Below are 19,030 nucleotides of genomic sequence, written 5' to 3' on the forward strand. Positions count from 1 at the left end.
TCGGGGGAAAAACGACGAAGGCCCCGGGTCCGTTGGACCCGGGGCCTTCGTTCGCCGTGGCTGTCAGCGCAGCGCATGGAGGCGATCGGTCCTCACGGGTCCGTCGCCATACCAAAACGACCAAGCGGTGCGCATGCGACGAAATATAGCGCACGCGTCCTTGTCGTGCCGCACCCCCACCCCCAGGGGGCCGGTGCGGCCGTACTCCGGGCGGATGGCAGGATGGCGTGCGTGCCGGAGAACCCTGAGGAGGAGACGCGCCTGCCGCCGGGCCAGTACGTCCCACGTGGACGGCCCGTCGTCCACTACGGACGGGTCCCGGCGTTCCGCCCCGAGACGTGGCGGTTCCAGGTGTTCGGCGCCACGGCCTCGGGCCGGGTCCACGACTTCACGTGGGAGGAGTTCTCCGCGCTGCCCACGACGACCGTCATCGCCGACTTCCACTGCGTCACCAAGTTCTCCCTCATGGGCAACGAGTGGGGTGGCGTGCCCACGTCGGTGCTGCTCGACCGCGTGCCCCCGGCGCCCGGCGTGCGTCACGTCATGGTCTGGGCCGAGTACGGCTTCAGCGCCAACATGCGCATGTCCGACTTCGACCGGCCGGCCACGCTGTTCGCGACGCACCTCGACGGGAACCCGCTGTCCCCCGAGCGCGGCTATCCCGTACGGATCGTGGTGCCGCACCTGTACGCCTGGAAGAGCGTGAAGTGGGTGCGCGCGATCGAATACCTGACCGAGGACCGGCGCGGCTTCTGGGAGGAACGCGGCTATCACAACGTGGCCGATCCCTGGAAGGAGCAGCGCTACTCATACCAGGAGGACCCGGGCGACGGCCCACCGTGAGGCCGCCGAGCGGCTACGGTGTCCGGCGTGTCTTCAGCCGTCTGGGTCACGCTGTGCGCGCTCTGCGGGGTCTGCGGCGGCGCGCTGGGCCGCGCTCTCGCCGGTCGTGGGCCGGCGCCCGGCGCGCTGCCGGAGGAGGCGATGTTCCTCGCCCTGCGCGTCGCGGGGCTGGCGGCGGGCTCGCTGCGCGCCGGGCTCACCCGCGGCTCCGCGCGCCGCGCCGCGCGGCACCTGCGGACGCTGCTCGGCACCGCCGGCCTGGTGGTCGCCACGGGTGACCGCGTCCTGGCCAGGAACGGAACGGGCGTGCCGGCCGACGAGGCCGTCCTCGCGGAGGTGCGCGCGACCATGGCGGGCGGCAGGCCGCGCCTCGCCTCCGCCGCGGAAGGCGACCGGCACGGGGTGGTCGTCCCCCTGACCGTGGAGGGCAGGGCGGTCGGCGCGCTCGCGGCGTACGACACCGAGATCGGCGCCGGTCTGATGCGCACGGCGGCCGAGGTGGGCCGCTGGATGTCCGGCCAGCTCGAACTCGCCGAGCTGGACGCCTCCCGCCGGCGCACCCTGGAGGCGGAGACGCGGGCGCTGCGGGCGCAGATCTCGCCCCACTTCGTGTACAACTCGCTGACCACGATCGCCTCGTTCGTCCGGACCGATCCCGAGCGCGCCCGCGAGCTGCTGCTCGACTTCGCCGACTTCATCCGCTACGCGCTGCGCAGGGCGGCCGACTTCACCTCGCTCGCCGACGAGCTGAGCTGCGTCGACCGCTACCTGCTGCTTGAGCAGGCGAGGTTCGGCGACCGGCTGCGCTTCACCGTCCAGGTCGCTCCCGAGGTGCTGCGGGTCGACGTGCCGTTCCTGTGCCTGCAACCGCTGGTGGAGAACGCCATCAAGCACGGCATGCCGGGGGAGGTCCGGGTCGTGATCAGGGACGCCGGGCCGGAGGCGCACATCTGGGTCGAGGACGACGGCGTCGGCATGGACCCCGAACACCTGCGGGCCGCGCTCGCCGAGGAGAGCAGCGGGATCGGGCTGAGCAACGTGGACCTGCGCATGCGCCACCTCTACGGCCAGGACTACGGGCTCATGGTGGAGACCGCGCCCGGCAAGGGCACCCGCATCCGGCTGCGCATCCCCAAGACCCGCCCCCGCCCCGTCCCGGCCCGACCGGGGCTCAGCCGGTCATGAGCGGGAGCCGGAGGACGAAGCGGGCACCGTGCGGGGAGTCCTCGAGGCACAGGCTGCCCTCGTGCGCCACGGCGATCGCCCGGCACAGGGCCAGGCCGAGGCCGCTGCCGTGGGGATCGAGGCGTCGTCCCGCCTCCAGCCGGGCGAAAGGTTCGAAGACGCGCTCCCTGTCCTTCTCGTCGATGCCCTCGCCGTCGTCCTGCACGACCACCTGCGCCTGGGCCCCGGCGCGCTGGGCGCTCACCTCCACCTGACGGGTGGCATGGCGCTGCGCGTTCACCAGCAGGTTCGTCACGACGCTGGCCAGTTGCACGCGGTTGCCGAGGACCAGCACGTCGGGCTCGGTTCTGGTGCGCACCGGCACGCCCGTGGTACGCGCCGCCGCTTCGGCGCGTACGAGCGCTCCGAGGTCGACCGGCTCCAGCGAGGACGGCGTGTTGCGCAGCCTGGCGAAGGTGAGCAGCTCGTCGATGATCCGCTGCATGCGGTCGGCGGCCGGCAGCGACCTGGCGATCGCCTCGCGTGCGTCGATCTCCGGGAAGAGCAGCGCCTCCTCCAGCCCCGTCCGCAGGCCGGCGAGCGGGCACTTGAGCTCGTGGGACACGACGGCGGCGAACTCCCGCTGCCGCGTGACCGCCGACTCCAGCCGGTCGAGCGTCTCGTTCGCGGTGCGGCCCAGCCGGGAGATCTCGTCCTGGCCGGACGGCTGCGGCACCCGCAGGGACAGGTCGTGGGCGGTGATCTCGGACATCCGCTGCCGGATCGTGTCTATGGGATGCAGGATGCGGCCCGTCGCCCGCCAGGTCGTCCACGTCCACAGGACCACCAGCAGCACCCCGCCGAGCGCGCTGAAGAGCTCCAGCCGCTGCCCGCGCAGGGCGGGCGGCTGGTCCGTGCCGGCGTAGACGAAGTGGGGCTCGCCCTGCCAGAACTCCCGGGACTGGAACATCGGAACCCGGGCGGCGGTGAGCATGATGCACGGTTTGCCCTCGGGACACTCGGTCACGTCGTCGAAGTGGTTCTCGGTCGGCCTGACCGTGCTCAGCGGCCGATCGCCGGCCATGGGCCCGGCCGCCACCACCTGGCCGCGCGAGTCGACGAGCTGGACGAGCGGCACCCGTGCCGTCGGCGCCGGCGGCGGAATCCGCCCGTGTTCCATCGAGCCGATCCATTCGATCGCGACCCTGCGGGTCTCCTGGTAGATCTCGGCTTCGATCCGGTGGCGGACGAGCAGGCAGAAGCCCACGGTGATCACCGCGACGACGAGCACCGACACCGCCGCCACGGTCAGCGTCACCCGCGCCTGGATCGAGTTGGAGAAAAAAAGGCACCTGTCGGGCCTGATGCTCATCGAAGTTCCTCGGTGGGCCTGGGCTACCTGTTCAACGGTAAGCAGCCCTAACGGACAAAAGTCCTGTTAGACGCCCAAAGGCCAATAGCTCTACTATGTCTTGGCGGGAAACTTGCCTCACTGCGCACTGGAAAGTGGCGGAGCGTATCGGGAATGTGACTTACCGTTCGGTCACCCCTTGCGCGGAGGGCCGGGCACGCGGCACGGTGGACGCCATGCTGCGTGTCCTCGCGGTGGACGACGAGGTCCCCGCCCTGTCCGAGCTCGCCTTCCTGCTCCGCCAGGACGCCCGGGTGGAGCACGTGAGCACGGCGACCGACGGCGGGGCCGCCCTGCACGACATGGTCCAGATGATCGCCGACGGGGTGCGCCTCGACGGCGTGTTCCTGGACGTGCGCATGCCGGGCCTCGACGGCCTCGACCTCGCCCGGCTCATCGGCGGGTTCCCCATGCCTCCCCGCCTGGTCTTCGTCAGTGCCCACGACTGCGCGGTCCAGGCGTTCGAGCTGGAGGCCGTCGACTACCTGCTCAAGCCCGTACGCCCGGAGCGGCTGGCGGAGGCCGTACGGCGGCTCTCGGCGGCCGTCGCGCCTCCCGGCGCCGAGGGGGAGGACCTGGAGACGATCCCGGTCGAGCTCGGGGGCCGCACGAAGTTCGTGGCCCGGCAGGACGTGTGCTACGCCGAGGCACACGGCGACTACGTCCGCCTGCACACGGCCGAGGCCGTCTATCTCGTACGGATGTCCCTCGCGGCGCTGGAACGCCGCTGGGCGGGCTCCGGGTTCGTCCGGGCCCACCGCAGCACCCTGGTCAACGCGCGGCACGTCAGCGAGCTTCGCTTCGACGCCGGGCGGGTGGTCCTGCAGGTGGGCGGCGAGACGCTGCCGGTGAGCAGGCGGCACACCCGGCAGGTGCGGGAGCAGCTCGTCCGGCAGTTCCGTCCGTGAGCCCGTGCCGGGGGGTGTGTTCGTGCGCCCCGATCTACCGCTCGTCGTCTTCCGCGGCCCGCTCGTCGTGCGGGAGCGGGCCGCATGGCGCTAACTAGAGACCGCTCGTCCGAAGGGCCATCCCGCCGCCCGACTACACCTCGTAGTCTTTCGCACGTCGCAAGACACGCGGGGTAATCACAAGGTGAGCAGATTGTCACCGACTGGTTACCAAGCGGGGCCCTACTCGGGGGGGAAGGGCCCCGCCCACGCGTATCGGGGGGTGCGCGGCGATCCGGCCATACGGGGGCGCCGGATCGCCGCGAACGCCCCATCCCGATCACCCGGAGAGCCGCGTCCGCCGGAAGAACCGCGTCCGCCGGGAGAGCCGCGTCCGCCGGAAGACTCGCATCCCCCGGGAGACCTGCTCACTCCGGAAGAGCCACTCGCCTCGGGAGAGTCATTCACCCGAAGGGCCGCTCACCTCGGAAAGGCCGCTCACCCGGAGGAGCCGTCGCCAGGAAACCGCTCGCCCCGGAACCCGCTGTGACGCGAGGGACCGGCGGGCACCGGGAACATGCCGGTCAGTCGCCGCGCAGCTTCTTGAGCAGCTCGATGTCCTCGCGGTGCTTTTCCACCTTGCCGGGCGTCTCGATGCAGATGGGCACCCCGGCGGCCGTGGGATGGCGCATCAGGTCGCCGAACGCCTGGGTGCCGATGTGCCCCGCACCGATGTTCTCGTGCCGGTCCCGCTTCGAGCCGCAGGGATCCTTCGAGTCGTTGGCGTGGATCAGCTTGAGCCGGCCGGGGGCGACGTCGTTCAGCGCGTCCATCGTCTCCTTCACCCCGCCCGGCGCGGCCAGGTCGTGCCCCGCGGCGAACGCGTGGCAGGTGTCGAGGCACACGCCGACCTTGGGGTGATGGTCGAGGGCCTCCAGATAGGGGCCGAGGTCCTGCACGGTCGCGCAGAGCATCTGGCCCTGGCCCGCCATCGGTTCGAGCAGCAGGTCGGGACCGTCGTCCGGAATCTCGTCCAGCACCGGCAGCAGGCGCTCGTGGATCTGGCGCATCGCGGCCTCGCGCGGCTGGCTCACGGCCGAGCCGGTGTGGACGACCACGCCGAGCGCGCCGGTCTCGACGCCCCTGCGCAGGGTGTGCCGGGTCACCGCGATCGAGTTCTCCAGGGTCTCCGGCGTCGGCGACCCGAAGTTCACGAGATACGCGGCGTGCACGAAGACGGGCATGCCCGACTCGCGGAGCTTGGCGTCCTCCGCCGGGTTTCCCTCGGAGAGCGCCCAGCCTCGGGGGTTGGTGACGAAGACCTGGATCACTTCCGCGCCGATGTCGGCCGCGTACTTCAGCCCGCCCTTGGCGAGACCGCCGGTGACGAAGACGTGTCCGCCGATGAGATTGGAAGGAGTCATGATGCTCCCAAGAGTATTGGCACCGGGTAGTGGCGCGGAGTAGTGGCACAGGGCGTTGGCGCAGGCTGATGCCGCCCCCTTTGTCACAACGTACAAAGCGGCCCCCGGAGCGGGGCGCCCGGTTCGGACTTCGCACCGCTGGAATCGCCCCGGGCCCGGCGGTTGACTGACGGGCATGCGCGAACTCAGCCGGGAGGATCTGCGGTCCTGCTGCGCCTCCACCAGATGGGTGGAGGCGGTCGCCGCGCGCGGGCCGTACGGCGATCTCGACGGGCTCCGGCGCGCGAGCGAGGCCGCCCTCGCGGAGCTGACCTGGGACGACGTGCTGGAGGCGCTGGCGGCGCACCCGCGGATCGGCGAACGGCCCGCCGGTGCGGGACGCGAGGCCGCGTGGTCGCGGTCGGAGCAGTCCGGAACCGCGGACGCCGGCCGGGACGTGCTCGGCGCGCTCCGCGAGGGCAACGCCGCCTACGAGAGCCGCTTCGGCCACGTCTACCTGGTCTGCGCGACGGGCCGGGAGGCCGGCGAACTGCTGGCGCTGCTGCGCGACCGGCTCGGCAACGACGAGGAGACCGAGCGCAAGGTCGTCAGGGACGAACTGTCGAAGATCGTCGCGTTGCGGCTGGCCAAGCTCTGGGAGGGCCGGTGAGCCTTTCGACGCACGTGCTCGACACCGCCGCCGGGCGGCCGGCCAAGGACCTGTTCGTACGGCTCTCGCGCCGCGCCGCGCACGGGTTCGTGCCGGTGGCGGAGGGCCGCACCGACGGCGACGGCCGCATCCGCGAGTGGACCCCGCTGGGCCGGGAATGGGACCCGGCCGAGGACCCGCGCCCGGGGACCTACCGGCTCGTGTTCGACACCGGCGCCTATCTGGGGAACGAGGCGTTCTTCCCCGAGGTGAGCGTCGTGTTCGCCATCCGGGAGGCCGGCGAGCACTACCACGTGCCGCTGCTGCTGAGCCCGTTCGCCTATTCGACCTACCGGGGGAGCTGACATGGCCGTTCTGGGGCCGAACAGGTATGGCAAGGCCGAGACGAGGGTCGTACGGGTGACCCGGCACGGCGACGCCCACCGGATCAAGGACCTCACGGTCAGCACGTCGCTGTCGGGCGACATGACCGAGGTGCACCTGAGCGGGGACAACTCCGCCGTCCTGCCCACCGACACGCAGAAGAACACGGTCTTCGCGTTCGCCAAGAAACACGGCGTCGGGGCGATCGAGGACTTCGCGCTGCTGCTGGCGCGTCACTTCGTGGACTCCCAGCCCGCGATCCACCACGCGAGGGTCGCCGTCGAGGAGCACGCCTGGGAGCGCAACGGCGCGTTCGGGCACTCGTTCGTCCGCTCGGGCCGGGAGGTCCGCACCTGCGTGGCCCACTACGACGGGACGGCGTCGTGGGTGGTCTCCGGGCTGCGCGACCTCGTCGTGCTCAACACGACCAACTCCGAGTTCTGGGGCTTCGCCAAGGACGAGTACACGACGCTGCCGGAGACCCGCGACCGCGTCCTGGCCACCGCGGTGGACGTGGCCTGGCGGCACGCGGACGCCTCCCAGGACGCGACACAGGACTGGGACAAGACCTACGAGAACGCGCGGGCCGCCCTGCTCGCGGCCTTCGCCGACACCTACAGCCTGTCGCTGCAGCAGACCCTGTACGCCATGGGCACCCGGGTGCTGGCCGAGTGCCCGGGGGTCTGCGAGGTGCGGCTGTCGCTGCCCAACAAGCACCACTTCCTCGTGGATCTCGCGCCCTTCGGGCTGGACAACGACGGCGAGGTCTTCTTCGCCGCCGACCGGCCGTACGGGCTGATCGAGGGCACGGTGCTGCGCGAGGACGCGCCCGCCGCCGGCCCGGCCTGGGAGTAGCCGATGGACTTCCTGCGACCGACGACCTGGCCGGACGCCCTCGCGCTGAAGGCCGAGCGGCCCGAGGCCACGCCGATCCAGGGCGGCACCGACGTCATGGTGGAGATCAACCTCGACAAGGGCCGCCCGGCCGCCCTGCTCGACCTCACCGCGATCCCCGAGCTGCGGGACTGGTCGCGGGAGGGCGGCGAGATCCGCGTGGGCGCGGGCGTGACCTACTCCCGCCTGATCGCCGAGCTCGGGACCGAGCTGCCCGGCCTGGCCCAGGCGTCCCGCACGGTCGGGTCGCCGCAGATCCGCAACCGGGGCACGGTCGCGGGCAACCTCGGCGCGGCCTCGCCCGCCGGCGACAGCCATCCGCCGCTGCTGGCGGGCGGCGCGGTCGTGGAGGCCGAGTCGGTGCGCGGCACCCGGCTGATCCCGATCGGGGAGTTCTACACCGGGGTGAAGCGCAACGCGCTCGCCCCCGACGAGCTGATCCGCGCCGTACGCGTCCCGGCCGCCACCGGCCCGCAGTATTTCTCGAAGATCGGCACGAGGAACGCCATGGTGATCGCGGTGTGCTCGTTCGCGGTCGCGCTCGACCCGGGCGAGCGGCGGGTGGGCACCGGCATCGGCTCGGCCGCGCCGACCCCGCGCCACGCCCCGCAGGCCGGGGACTTCGCGTCGGAGAGACTGGACTGGGACGGCCAGGGCCCGCTCGATCCGGTCGTCGCGCGCCGCTTCGGCGAGCTCGTGGCCGCGTCCGCCGCGCCCATCGACGACGTGCGGGGCCGCGCCGCCTACCGTACGCACGCGCTGGCCGTGATGGCGCGCCGCGCGCTCGGCTGGGCATGGGACGACTTCAGGGGGAGCGCGTGATGAGGGTCGACGTGACCGTGAACGGCCGCCCGATGACGGCCGACGACGTGTGGGAGGGCGAGAGCCTGCTCTACGTCCTGCGCGAACGGCTCGGCCTGCCGGGCGCCAAGAACGCCTGCGAACAGGGCGAATGCGGCGCCTGCACGGTCTATCTCGACGGCACCCCGGTCTGCGCCTGCCTCGTCGCCGCGGGCCAGGCGGAGGGACGCGAGGTGGTGACGGTCGAGGGCCTGGCGGCCCCCGGTGAGGGGTCCGACGGTGAGCTGGGCGGCGGGCTCGACGAGGTGCAGCGCGCGTTCGTGGACGCGGGGGCCGTGCAGTGCGGCTTCTGCACCCCCGGTCTCATCGTCCAGGCCCACGCGCTGCTCGCGGGCACCGAAGGGGCGCCGCCGGACGCCGACATCCGGGAGGCCCTGGCCGGCAACCTGTGCCGCTGCACCGGATACGAGAAGATCCTCGACGCGGTCCGCCTGGCCGCCGCCCGTCGCGCGGAAAGCGGCTCCCGCGCATGACCCGCCGCGACCGCCCGACGGCGGTGCCGCGTAAAGGCCGCGATCACCCGGTGGCGTTGCCGCGTACGGGGTGTTATCCGCGGTGCGCCATGTCCGCACTCCGAGCGTCACGGATGCCCCGCCGCGATCACCAGGCGGCGGTGCTGCCGCGTACGGGCCGTGATCCGCGAGGGGCGGCGCCCGAATCGTCTGTGTACGGGGGTCCCATTGGCTGAGCGTCAGCGCCCGGTGGTCATCGAGAACGCCTACGTCGTCCCCGTCGCCGGGGCGGAGATCCCGTCCGGTCACGTCGTCGTGGAGGACGGCCTGATCACCGCGGTCGGCCCAGGACCCGCCCCGGCAGTGCCGGAGGGGGCCGAACGCGTCGACGGCTCCGGCTGCCTCGCCACGCCCGGCCTGGTCAACACCCATCACCACCTCTACCAGTGGGCGTCCCAGGGAGTGACCCCGGACGGCACGCTGTTCGAGTGGCTGGTCGCCAGCTATCGGCTGTGGGCCCGGATGGACGCCGAGGTGGTGGCCGGCGCAGCGACGGCCGGGCTGGCCTGGCTTGCCCTGTCGGGCTGCACCACCTCCACCGACCACCACTACGTCTTCCCCAAGGGCAGGGGAGACCTCTTCGAGGCGGAGATCGAGGCCGCGCGGCGGGTCGGGCTGCGCTTCCACCCCTGCCGGGGATCGATGGACCGGGGCGCCTCTCAGGGTGGCCTGCCGCCGGACGAGGTCGTGGAGGACATCGACGAGATTCTCCAGGCCACCGACGACGCCATCCGGAAATATCATGATCCGTCGTTCGGGTCGATGCTGCGCGTCGCGGTCGCCCCCTGCTCGCCGTTCTCGGTCAGCGGCGAGCTCATGACCCGCTCGGCCGAGCTGGCCCGCTCCCACGGCATACGGCTGCACACGCACGTGGCGGAGACGGCCGACGAGGACGAGCACTGCAGGGAGCAGTTCGGCGTGCTGCCCGTCGAATACCTCGACCGGCTCGGCTGGCTGGGCCCCGACGTGTGGCTGGCCCACTGCGTCCATCTGACCGACAAGGACGTGCGGCGCTTCGGCGAGACCGGCACCGGCACGGCCCACTGCCCGTCGTCCAACGGACGCCTCGGCGCGGGCATCGCCCGGGTGTCCGACCTGCTGGCCGCGGGCGCGCCGGTCGGGCTCGGCGTCGACGGCGCGGCGTCCAGCGAGATGACGCCGCTGGCCGGGGAGATCCGCATGGCCGTGCTCACGCAGCGGGCCCGCTACGGCCCGCGCGCGCTGACCGCCCGGCAGGCCCTGGAGATGGCCACGCTCGGCGGCGCCCGCTGCCTCGGCAGGGAGACAGAGATCGGCTCGCTGGAGCCCGGCAAGCTCGCCGACGTCGCGCTGTGGCGGCTCGGCGGCTTCCACGCGGCGATCGACGATCCCGTCGTCGCGTTCGCGTTCGGCACGACCCCGCCGCTCGCCCGGCTGCTCGTCGGCGGCCGGACCGTCGTGGACGACGGCGAGCTGCGCACCGTGCCAGGGGAGGAGGCCGCGCGGGCCGGGGCCGACGCCCACCGCAGGCTCACCACGATGGATCATGTCTGAGGCGTTCCCGGACACGATCGAAGGGCCACAGGTGAGCCACACCATGACAGGACACGTCGTCATCGCACCGGACAAGTTCCGCGGGTCGCTCACCTCACCCGAGGTGGCCGCGCACGTGGCCGCCGGGCTGCGTCTCGCGGGAGCGGGGGACGTCCCCGTCGTCGAGCTGCCGGTGGCCGACGGAGGCGACGGCACCGTGGACGCGGTCGTGGCGAGCGGGTTCACCCGGATCGAGACGCGGGTGACCGGGCCGGCCGGCGATCCGGTCACGGCGAGCTACGCCGTACGCGACGAGCCCGGCGCACGGGTCGCGGTGATCGAGCTGGCCGAGGCGTCGGGCCTGCGCCGGCTGCCGGGCGAGCCGGTGCCGCTCACCGCCACCAGCCGCGGCACCGGCGAGCTGATCGCCCACGCCGTACGGCACGGCGCGACGCGGATCGTGCTCGGCCTGGGCGGCAGCGCCTGCACCGACGGCGGCGCGGGCATGGCCCAGGCCCTCGGCGCGCGGCTGCTCGACGCGGCCGGCAACGACCTGCCCGCGGGCGGGGCCGCGCTGCGCGACCTGCACACCATCGACGCCTCCGGCCTCCTGCGGGGCTTCGAGGTGATCGTGGCGAGCGACGTGGACAACCCGCTGCTCGGGCCGTACGGCGCGGCGGCGGTGTACGGCCCGCAGAAGGGCGCGAGCCCGCAGGACGTGGCCGTGCTGGAGGCCGGGCTGGCCCGGCTGGCGGCCGTCGCCGCGCACACCCACGGCCTGGCGGGCGCGGCCGAGCACGACGGCGTGGTGCGGGCGATGGGCGTGGCCGGGCGGCCGGGGGCGGGCGCCGCGGGAGGGGTGGGCTTCGGCGCGCTGACGTTCCTCGGCGCGGAGATCCGGCCCGGCATCGGCTATCTGCTCGACCTCGTGGACTTCGACCGCCACGTGGAGGGCGCCCGGCTGGTGATCACGGGTGAGGGCTCGATCGACGAGCAGACCCTGCGTGGCAAGGCCCCGGTGGGCGTCGCCGCCGCCGCGGCCAAGCACGGCGTGCCGGTCGTGGCCGTCTGCGGGCGGCGCACCGTCGGCGACGACGAGCTGAGGGCGGCCGGCATCGAGGCGGCGTACGCGCTGACCGACGTCGAGCCCGACGTGCGGCGGTGCATGGCCGAGGCCGGGCCGCTGCTGGAGCGGCTGGCGGCGCGGATCGCCGCCGTACATCTCGTGAACGAGTAGGTGATCGTGAGGGGAGCGGCGAGTCTCGTGCGTGATCGCGGCGGTGACCGGCCCGGACCGGCGGCGGATAGCGGGGTCGCGGCGGCGGAGGGGGCGTACGACCTGGTGGTGCGGTCACGGCGGACGGTGACCCCGGAGGGGGAGCGTCCGCTGGCCGTCGCCGTGCGCGGCGGCGTGATCGCGGCCCTGCGCCCCTACGACGAGCCACCGGCGGCCGAGGAGTCGGCCGACCTCGGCGACCTGCCGCTGCTGCCCGGGCTGGTCGACTCCCACGTGCACGTCAACGAGCCGGGCCGCACCCACTGGGAGGGCTTCGCGACCGCCACCAGGGCGGCGGCGGCCGGGGGCGTGACCACGATCGTGGACATGCCGCTCAACTCGCTGCCGCCGACCGTGGACGTGGCGGCACTCGACGTCAAGCGGAAGGCCGCCGAGGGCCGGTGTCACGTGGACGTCGCCTTCTGGGGCGGCGCGATCCCCGGCAACCTCGCCGACCTGCGGCCCCTGCACGAGGCCGGCGTGGCCGGGGTCAAGTGCTTCCTGTCGCCGTCCGGCGTGGACGAGTTCCCCGCGCTCGACCGCGACGGGCTGCGGGCCGCGCTGGCCGAGGTGGCCACGTTCGACGGCCTGCTGATCGCCCACGCCGAGGACCCCGCCCTGCTGTCCGAGCCCGGCGGCCCCGCGTACGGCGACTTCCTCGGGTCGCGCCCGCAGGAGGCCGAACGCAGGGCCGTCGAGCAGGTGATCGAGCTTGCGGCGGAGACGGGCGCGCGGGCGCACATCGTGCACGTGTCGGCCGCCGCCTGCGTCGAACCGCTGCGCGCCGCCCGGACGGCAGGGGTGCGCGTCACGGCCGAGACCTGCCCCCACTATCTGACCCTGGCGGCCGAGCAGGTCACCGGGCCCGCCTACAAGTGCTGCCCGCCCATCCGGGAGGCCGCCAACCGCGACGCGCTGTGGCGGGCGCTCGCCGACGGTGTGCTCATGGGGATCGTCTCCGACCACTCCCCGTCGACGCCCGACCTCAAGGTGCCCGACTTCGCCGCCGCCTGGGGCGGGATCTCCTCGCTCCAGGTCGGCCTGCCCGTCGTGTGGACCGCCGCGCGCGCCCGCGGCCACGGCCTGGCCGACGTCGCGCGCTGGATGGCCGAGGGACCGGCACGCCTGGCTGGCCTGCCCGGCAAGGGGGCGATCCGGGAGGGCGACGACGCCGACCTCGTCGCCTTCGACCCCGACGCCGAGTTGACCGTGGACGTCGCGGAGCTGCACCACCGCAACCCGGTGTCTCCCTATCACGGCGCGCGGCTGGCGGGCGTGGTGCGCACCACCTGGCTACGCGGCACGCCCGTCGACTTCGCCACCCCGCGTGGCCGGCTGCTGACGAGAGGAGCCCGATGACCGGCTTCACCCGCCTGCCCGATCTCGCTCTCCGTACGTACGGCGGGTCGGTCGTGGCCGCCAACGACGAGTCGTTCGCCGAACGGGAGGCCCTGATCCGGCCGGGACCGGCCGAGTTCCGGCCGCACACGTTCGGGGCCAAGGGACAGGTCTACGACGGCTGGGAGACCCGGCGGCGGCGCGAGCCCGGCCACGACTGGGCGATCGTGCGGCTCGGCATGCCCGGGGTCATTCACGGCGTCGTCGTGGACACCGCGTGGTTCCGCGGCAACTACCCGCCGTACGCGTCGGTCGAGGCGTGCGCGGCCGAGGGCCACCCCGCGCCGGAGGAGCTGGACGGCTGGGTGGAGATCGTGCCGAAGAGCCCGCTGAAGGGCGACGCGGTCCACGAGTTCGCCGTGACCGATCCCCGCCGCTTCACCCACGTGCGGCTGAACATCTTCCCCGACGGCGGCGTCGCGCGGCTGCGGGTCCACGGGCGGGTCGTGCCCGACCGCACGTTCCTGGAAGGCGTCACCATCGACCTCGCCGCGCTGGAGAACGGCGGCCTGGTGACGGCGTGCTCCAATGAGTTCTACTCCTCGCCGAACAACGTCATCGCGCCCGGCCTGGCCCGCAACCAGGCCGAGGGCTGGGAGACCGCCCGCCGCCGCGACGACGGCAACGACTGGCTCGTCGTGGCCCTGGCCGGGCCCGGCCGGGTGGCCGTCGCCGAGCTCGACACGACCAACCTGGTGTTCAACGCCCCCGGCTGGGCGTCGCTGAAGGGCGCGGACGCGGACCGTGCGCCGCTGGAGGACGAGGACGCCTGGTTCACGCTGCTGCCCAGAACGCGCCTGCAGCCCGACACCCGCCACCGCTTCCGCCTGGACGACGACCGCCGGATGACCCACGCCCGGCTCGACATCTACCCCGACGGCGGCCTCGCCCGCCTCCGCCTCCTCGGCACCCTCATCCCCTGAGTCCTGCGCACACGGGGACTCGAGTACGACGTCCCGCCGGGGTCATTACTCCCCGTCGTTCTCCGGAACCGGCGGGGCTCTTCATGCGTGAGCCGGCCGCATGGCCGAGCGCGTCGCGCACGCCCCCGGAGGGACGCCGGGGACGATGACGAGGCGCGGGGAGGCGCGGATCAGTGCCAGATGGTGATGGTGGTGCCCGGCGGCTGCTGGCCGAGCGGATTCTCGCCGACCACCCGGTCGGTGCCCATCACCCTGCGGACGTTGACCTTGAAACCGGCCGCCTTCAGCTCGTTGGCCGCGTCCTTGACGGACTTGAACATCACGTTGGGGACGGCGACGACGACGGGCGGGGTCTGGTCGGGATCGGCGGGGTTGGCCTCCCACGGCCAGTGGAAGCCCTGGTCCGGGCCGCGTGAGGCGGTCAGGTGGACGGTCGCCCCGGCCACCACCTCGGCGCCGCCGGCCGGGTCCTGGGCGATCACCGTGCCCGGCGGGGCGTCGTCGGTGGTCTCGTCGACCTGGACGTTGAAGCCCTTCTCGCGCAGGAACTTCTCCGCCTGGTCGCGCATCATCTGCGTGACGTCCGGCATCAGCAGCCCGGCGCTGACGACGAAGTTGACCGTGCTGCCCTTCTTGACGCGCTTGCCCACCGGCGGGTTGGTGCGGATCACCTGGTCGCGGGGGACGGTGTCGCTCGCGCTCTTGCTCACCCGCCCGGGGGTGAGCCCGGCATCGGCGATCTTCGCCCGGGCGTCCGCCAGGCTGTACTTCTCGACCAGCGGTACGGCGATCAGCTCCGGGCCGGCCGACGGGATCAGGGTGAGCACCGAGCCCTTGACCACCTCGGCTCCCAGCCCCGGCTCGGTGTCGAGAACGATGTCCTTCGGCACCTTGTCGTCGAACCGCGCCTGGCCGATCCGCACCTCGAAGCCGGCCTGCTGCGCCATCTGCCTCGCGACGGTGACGGGCTTGTTCACCAGGTCGGGGACCTTCGTGTAGCGGCCCTGGGAGAACCACCAGCCGGTGAACGCGACGCCCGCCAGCATGACGAGGGCCAGCGCGGCGACGAACCAGACGGGCCTGATCCCGCCGCGTCCCCTGCGCCGTCCCGTCTCGGCCCGGTCGGTCAGCAGTTCCGAGCGCGGCTGGATCATCGTGTGGCCGAGCGGCGACTCGGGCTCGGCGAGCACGTGCGCCCCCATGCCGAACGACCCGCTGCCGAACGATCCGCTGCCGTGCGGCCCCGTGCCAGGAGACCCGGTGCCGTGCGACCCGGTGCCGTGCGACCCGGTGCCGTGCGACTCCGTGCCGAACGACGAGGCCCCGCCGGCCGGCGGCATGGTCCGGTGGGCGCCCGTCCGCACGCCGCTGTGGGCGCCGGTGTCCGGGGCCCCGTGGCGGGCGGCGTGCGCGTCGGTGTGCCCGGTCTTCGGCAGCGTACGGTGGACCTCGACGGCGGCGACGAGCATCGCGGTCGCGTCCGCCGGGCGCGCGGCGGGGTCCTTGTCGGTGGCCGCGGCGACGAGCGCGTCGATCACCGGCGGCACGTCGGGCACGATCGACGACGGCGCGGGCACGGTCTCGTGCACGTGCCGGTAGGCGACCGACATCGGCGTCTCACCCGAGTACGGCTGCCGCCCGGTGAGCAGCTCGAACAGCATGATCCCGGCGGCGTACACGTCGCTGCGGGCGTCGGCGTTGCCGGTCGTGACCTGCTCGGGCGACATGTAGCCGATCGTGCCGATCATCATGCCGGTCTTGGTCTGGTTGGTCGCCTCGATCGCGCGGGCCAGGCCGAAGTCCACGACCTTCACCCGGCCGTCGTCGGCGAGCAGCACGTTCTCGGGCTTGACGTCGCGGTGGATGAGCCCGGCCTGGTGGGCCGCGCCGAGCGCGGCGAGCACCGGGATGACCATCTCCAGGGCCTCGCGGGCCGGGAGGTGGCCGCGCCGGCGCAGCACGTCGCGCAGCGTACGGCCGGGGACGTACTCCATGGACAGGTAGACGTGCGCCCCGTCGGTGCCCTGGTCGAAGACCTGCACGATGTTGGGGTGCGAGAGGCTGGCCACCGACTTGGCCTCGCCGATGAAACGCCGCACGAACTGCGGGTCCTCGGCCAGCGAGCGGTGCATCACCTTGACGGCGACCGTGCGGTCGAGCCGGACGTCCAGAGCCAGGTATACGGAGGCCATGCCACCCCGGGCGATCCGGGACTCGACGCGGTAGCGCCCGTCGAGCAACTGCCCCACGAGCGGGTCGGTTAGCGTCGTGTCCACTCGCCAGAGTTTACGGGTGATTTGCCGCCGGGCGTGTTCCCGAATCCCAAACCGAGACCTATTCGGCAGCCTCGCGCGCCGTCCGAAAAGCCATACCGATTCCGAAAACCGGCCTTACCAGACGCGAAATCGGCCGCCTCCCGCCTCGCCCGCGCCGGCGTTCCGGGGCAGGCGGGCGAGAGGAGGACAGAGGCCACGGCGGTGCCGGACCGCAGAGCCGGGCTGCGGTGCCGGACCGTGGTGCCGGACCCCAGAGCCGGACTGTGATGGCGGACTGTGGTGCCCGACCGCAGGGTCGGTCCGCACAGTTGGACCGTGGTGCCGGACCACGGGGTCGGACTGTGGTGCCGGACTGTGATGGCGGACTGTGGTGCGGGACCGTGGCGCCGGACTGTGCGGCGGATCTCAGGACGCGCGGGCGGGCGAGGACGCCTCGGCGTAGCGGCGGCGCGGGATGCGCCCGGCGAGGCGGGCCGTCCGCCCGGCCGTGACCGCCTGCCGCATGGCCGCCGCCATCAGGTCCGGCCGGTGCGCCCGGGTCACGGCGCTGGCCAGCAGGACGGCGTCGCAGCCCAGCTCCATCGCGAGCGCGGCGTCGCTGGCCGTGCCGATGCCGGCGTCGAGGATCACCGGCACCGTGGCCGCCTCGACGATCAGTTCGATGCTGTGCGGGTTGCGGATGCCCAGCCCGGAGCCGATCGGGGCGCCGAGCGGCATCACGGCCGCGCACCCGGCGTCCTGGAGCCTGCGGGCCAGTGCCGGGTCGTCGCCGATGTACGGCAGCACCACGAAGCCGTCGGCGACCAGCCGCTCGGCGGCGTCGAAGGTCTCGATCGGGTCGGGCAGCAGGGTCCGCTCGTCCGCGATGACCTCCAGCTTCACCCAGTTGGTCTCCAGCGCCTCGCGGGCCAGCCGGGCGGTCAGCACCGCCTCCCCGGCGGTGAAGCAGCCCGCCGTGTTCGGCAGCACCTTGATGCCGCGGGCGCGCAGCAGGTCGAGCACCGAGCCACGCGACTGCGGGTCGAGCCTGCGCATCGCGACGGTCGTCAGCTCGGTGCCGGACGCCTCGAGCGCCTGGTCGAGCACCTCGAGCGACGGCGCGCCGCCGGTGCCCATGATGAGCCGCGAGGTGAACTTCTCCCCGCCCAGCACGAGGACGTCGTCGGTCATGTTCACCCTCCCTGCACGGCCGTGAGCACTTCGACGCCGTCGCCGTCGGCGACCTGGGTGGAGTCCCAGGCGCTCCGGCTGACGACCTCGCCGTTCAGCGCCACCGCGACCCCCGACGTGAGGGCCGTGAGGGTCCGTACGGCGTCGCCGACCGTGGCGCCGTCCGGCAGCTCGGCCGCGCCTCCGTTGATCGTGACTTTCATTGGCTGAATCTCCCTGGATCGCAGAACCGGGCGACCGGGGGCACCTCGTCGCCGGTGAGGAACGCGGCGACGGCGTCGGCCGTGACCGGGGACAGCAGCACCCCGTTGCGCCCGTGCCCGGTCGCCGCCAGCACGCCGGGCGGCCCGGCGGGACCGATGAGCGGCAGGTTGTCGGGTGTGCCCGGGCGGAAGCCGGTCGTCGTCTCGGCGAGTTCGAGCTCGGTGATGCCGGGCACCAGCTCGCGGGCGTCGCGCAGCAGCTCGTAGACGCCTCCGGCGGTGACCCGCGCGTCGTACCCCATCTCCTGGGTGGTCGCGCCCAGCGTGATCTCGCCGTCGCCCCGGGGGACGAGGTAGGCGGGGGAGCCGTGCACCAGCCCCCTGACGCACCGGGTGAGGAAGCCCCGGGGCCCGCGCAGCCGGAGGATCTCGCCCTTGACCGGGCGCACCGGCAGGCCGGGCAGCAGGGACGCCGACCACGACCCGGCCGCCACGACGACCTGCCCGGCCGCGACGGTCCCGCCGGACTCCAGCCGTACGGACGGACCCCCCGCCTCCGGGGCGTCGATCGCGGCGACTCGCTCGGTCACCAGCGTGCCGCCCGCCTTCTCGAACGCCGTGAGCAGGGCGCGTACGACCCTGCGGGGGTTGACCCAGGCGTCGTCGCGGGCCAGCAGCCCACCGCGTACGGAGGGAGAGAGCATCGGCTCGAAGGAGCGGCACTCGCGCCCGGTGAGCCGCTCGACCCGCAGGCCGAGCGTCCGCTCGAAGGCGGCGAGGTCGTCGAGGACGGCCATGTCGTCCGCGCCGCGGGCGACCTCCAGGGTGCCCTCGGTCCGGTAGTCGAGGTCGGCGCCGGTCTCGTCCTCAAGCTCCGCCCGGAACGCCGGCCAGGCCGCCAGTGACGCGAGACCGAGCCGCAGCAGCGGCTCCTCCGTGTAGGTCACCTCGCTGACCGGCGCGAGCATCCCCGCGGACGCGTGGGTGGCGCCGCCTCCGGGGGAGGGGTCGGCCACCGCGACCGACAGGCCGCGCCGGACGGTGCGCCAGGCCGCGGCCAGGCCTTCCACCCCGCCGCCCACGATCACGACGTCGTAGCCGGACTGAACGCCGGGTGGCGGTGTGCGGGACACAGCGCTCCCTTCGCCGGCATTACCCGGATCAGGTCGGGGCGGTCGAGAGCCTCGTGCTCTCCTCTCAGCCCGGTCCGCCGGGCTCCCGCGCGTCTTACGTCCCCAAGGGTAGTACGCCGCCCGAAACGGCC

Annotated in this window: 18 protein-coding genes and 1 riboswitch; of the genes, 12 read left to right on the forward strand and 6 right to left on the reverse strand. The window is 73.3% G+C overall.

Annotation, left to right across the window (positions count from 1 at the left end):
* The first annotated feature begins 222 nt into the window (after positions 1-222).
* Positions 223-843, forward strand: a complete 621-nt coding sequence (locus HCK04_RS00900) for a sulfite oxidase-like oxidoreductase (RefSeq protein WP_142644935.1) — start codon at positions 223-225, stop codon at positions 841-843.
* Between the two features lie 27 nt (positions 844-870).
* Complete coding sequence (locus HCK04_RS00905) at positions 871-2,028, forward strand: histidine kinase (protein ID WP_260617008.1); 1,158 nt, start codon at positions 871-873, stop codon at positions 2,026-2,028.
* Here the strand turns inward: HCK04_RS00905 and HCK04_RS00910 are convergent.
* Entirely contained in the window at positions 2,015-3,379 is a 1,365-nt protein-coding gene (locus tag HCK04_RS00910; RefSeq protein ID WP_142644936.1) for a HAMP domain-containing sensor histidine kinase, read from the reverse strand. The genes HCK04_RS00905 and HCK04_RS00910 overlap by 14 nt on opposite strands.
* A gap of 215 nt (positions 3,380-3,594) precedes the next feature.
* Here HCK04_RS00910 and HCK04_RS00915 point away from each other — a divergent pair, with 215 nt between their 5' ends.
* On the forward strand, positions 3,595-4,326 hold the full coding sequence (locus HCK04_RS00915) for a LytTR family DNA-binding domain-containing protein (protein ID WP_142644937.1): 732 nt from the start codon (positions 3,595-3,597) through the stop codon (positions 4,324-4,326).
* A 563-nt stretch (positions 4,327-4,889) separates the two neighbouring features.
* Here the strand turns inward: HCK04_RS00915 and HCK04_RS00920 are convergent.
* Positions 4,890-5,729 carry a deoxyribonuclease IV gene (locus HCK04_RS00920; RefSeq protein WP_142644938.1) on the reverse strand — a complete coding sequence of 280 codons (840 nt, stop codon included), beginning with the start codon at positions 5,727-5,729 and terminating at the stop codon, positions 4,890-4,892.
* Between the two features lie 175 nt (positions 5,730-5,904).
* On the opposite strand from HCK04_RS00920, the gene uraD reads away from it, so the two are divergent.
* From uraD to alc, 9 genes are all read left to right on the forward strand, one after another.
* Positions 5,905-6,378, forward strand: a complete 474-nt coding sequence (uraD, locus tag HCK04_RS00925) for a 2-oxo-4-hydroxy-4-carboxy-5-ureidoimidazoline decarboxylase (RefSeq protein ID WP_142644939.1) — start codon at positions 5,905-5,907, stop codon at positions 6,376-6,378.
* Positions 6,375-6,722, forward strand: coding sequence for a hydroxyisourate hydrolase (uraH, locus tag HCK04_RS00930; protein ID WP_142644940.1), 348 nt, complete (start codon positions 6,375-6,377; stop codon positions 6,720-6,722). The genes uraD and uraH overlap by 4 nt, the downstream gene beginning before the upstream one ends.
* A 1-nt stretch (position 6,723) precedes the next feature.
* A complete protein-coding gene (pucL, locus tag HCK04_RS00935; RefSeq protein WP_142644941.1) occupies positions 6,724-7,596 on the forward strand; it encodes a factor-independent urate hydroxylase in 873 nt (290 codons plus the stop codon).
* Between the two features lie 3 nt (positions 7,597-7,599).
* On the forward strand, positions 7,600-8,457 hold the full coding sequence (locus tag HCK04_RS00940) for an FAD binding domain-containing protein (protein ID WP_142644942.1): 858 nt from the start codon (positions 7,600-7,602) through the stop codon (positions 8,455-8,457).
* Complete coding sequence (locus HCK04_RS00945) at positions 8,457-8,969, forward strand: (2Fe-2S)-binding protein (protein ID WP_142644943.1); 513 nt, start codon at positions 8,457-8,459, stop codon at positions 8,967-8,969. The genes HCK04_RS00940 and HCK04_RS00945 overlap by 1 nt, the downstream gene beginning before the upstream one ends.
* 207 nt (positions 8,970-9,176) lie before the next feature.
* A complete protein-coding gene (locus tag HCK04_RS00950) occupies positions 9,177-10,541 on the forward strand; it encodes an 8-oxoguanine deaminase (protein ID WP_205829665.1) in 1,365 nt (454 codons plus the stop codon).
* Between the two features lie 43 nt (positions 10,542-10,584).
* Positions 10,585-11,757, forward strand: coding sequence for a glycerate kinase (locus tag HCK04_RS00955; protein ID WP_205829711.1), 1,173 nt, complete (start codon positions 10,585-10,587; stop codon positions 11,755-11,757).
* A 102-nt stretch (positions 11,758-11,859) separates the two neighbouring features.
* Positions 11,860-13,155, forward strand: a complete 1,296-nt coding sequence (allB, locus tag HCK04_RS00960; RefSeq protein WP_205829712.1) for an allantoinase AllB — start codon at positions 11,860-11,862, stop codon at positions 13,153-13,155.
* Positions 13,152-14,117 carry an allantoicase gene (alc, locus tag HCK04_RS00965; protein WP_142644946.1) on the forward strand — a complete coding sequence of 322 codons (966 nt, stop codon included), beginning with the start codon at positions 13,152-13,154 and terminating at the stop codon, positions 14,115-14,117. The genes allB and alc overlap by 4 nt, the downstream gene beginning before the upstream one ends.
* 170 nt (positions 14,118-14,287) lie before the next feature.
* On the opposite strand, the gene pknB is transcribed toward alc, so the two are convergent.
* From pknB to thiO, 4 genes are all read right to left on the reverse strand, one after another.
* On the reverse strand, positions 14,288-16,393 hold the full coding sequence (gene pknB, locus HCK04_RS00970) for a Stk1 family PASTA domain-containing Ser/Thr kinase (RefSeq protein WP_260617009.1): 2,106 nt from the start codon (positions 16,391-16,393) through the stop codon (positions 14,288-14,290).
* A 405-nt stretch (positions 16,394-16,798) separates the two neighbouring features.
* Positions 16,799-17,563 (reverse strand): thiazole synthase, encoded by a 765-nt coding sequence (locus tag HCK04_RS00975; RefSeq protein ID WP_142644947.1) that lies wholly within the window; start codon positions 17,561-17,563, stop codon positions 16,799-16,801.
* Positions 17,564-17,565: 2 nt separating this feature from the next.
* Positions 17,566-17,766, reverse strand: a complete 201-nt coding sequence (thiS, locus tag HCK04_RS00980) for a sulfur carrier protein ThiS (RefSeq protein WP_079320013.1) — start codon at positions 17,764-17,766, stop codon at positions 17,566-17,568.
* Positions 17,763-18,899: a glycine oxidase ThiO gene (gene thiO, locus HCK04_RS00985; RefSeq protein ID WP_142644948.1), complete on the reverse strand. Its 1,137-nt coding sequence runs from the start codon at positions 18,897-18,899 to the stop codon at positions 17,763-17,765. The genes thiS and thiO overlap by 4 nt, the downstream gene beginning before the upstream one ends.
* A riboswitch (TPP riboswitch) is annotated at positions 18,888-18,998 on the reverse strand. It overlaps the preceding gene by 12 nt.
* Positions 18,999-19,030 lie beyond the last annotated feature (32 nt).

The sequence above is a fragment of the Microbispora sp. CL1-1 genome (assembly GCF_012034195.1).
GTDB lineage: Bacteria > Actinomycetota > Actinomycetes > Streptosporangiales > Streptosporangiaceae > Microbispora.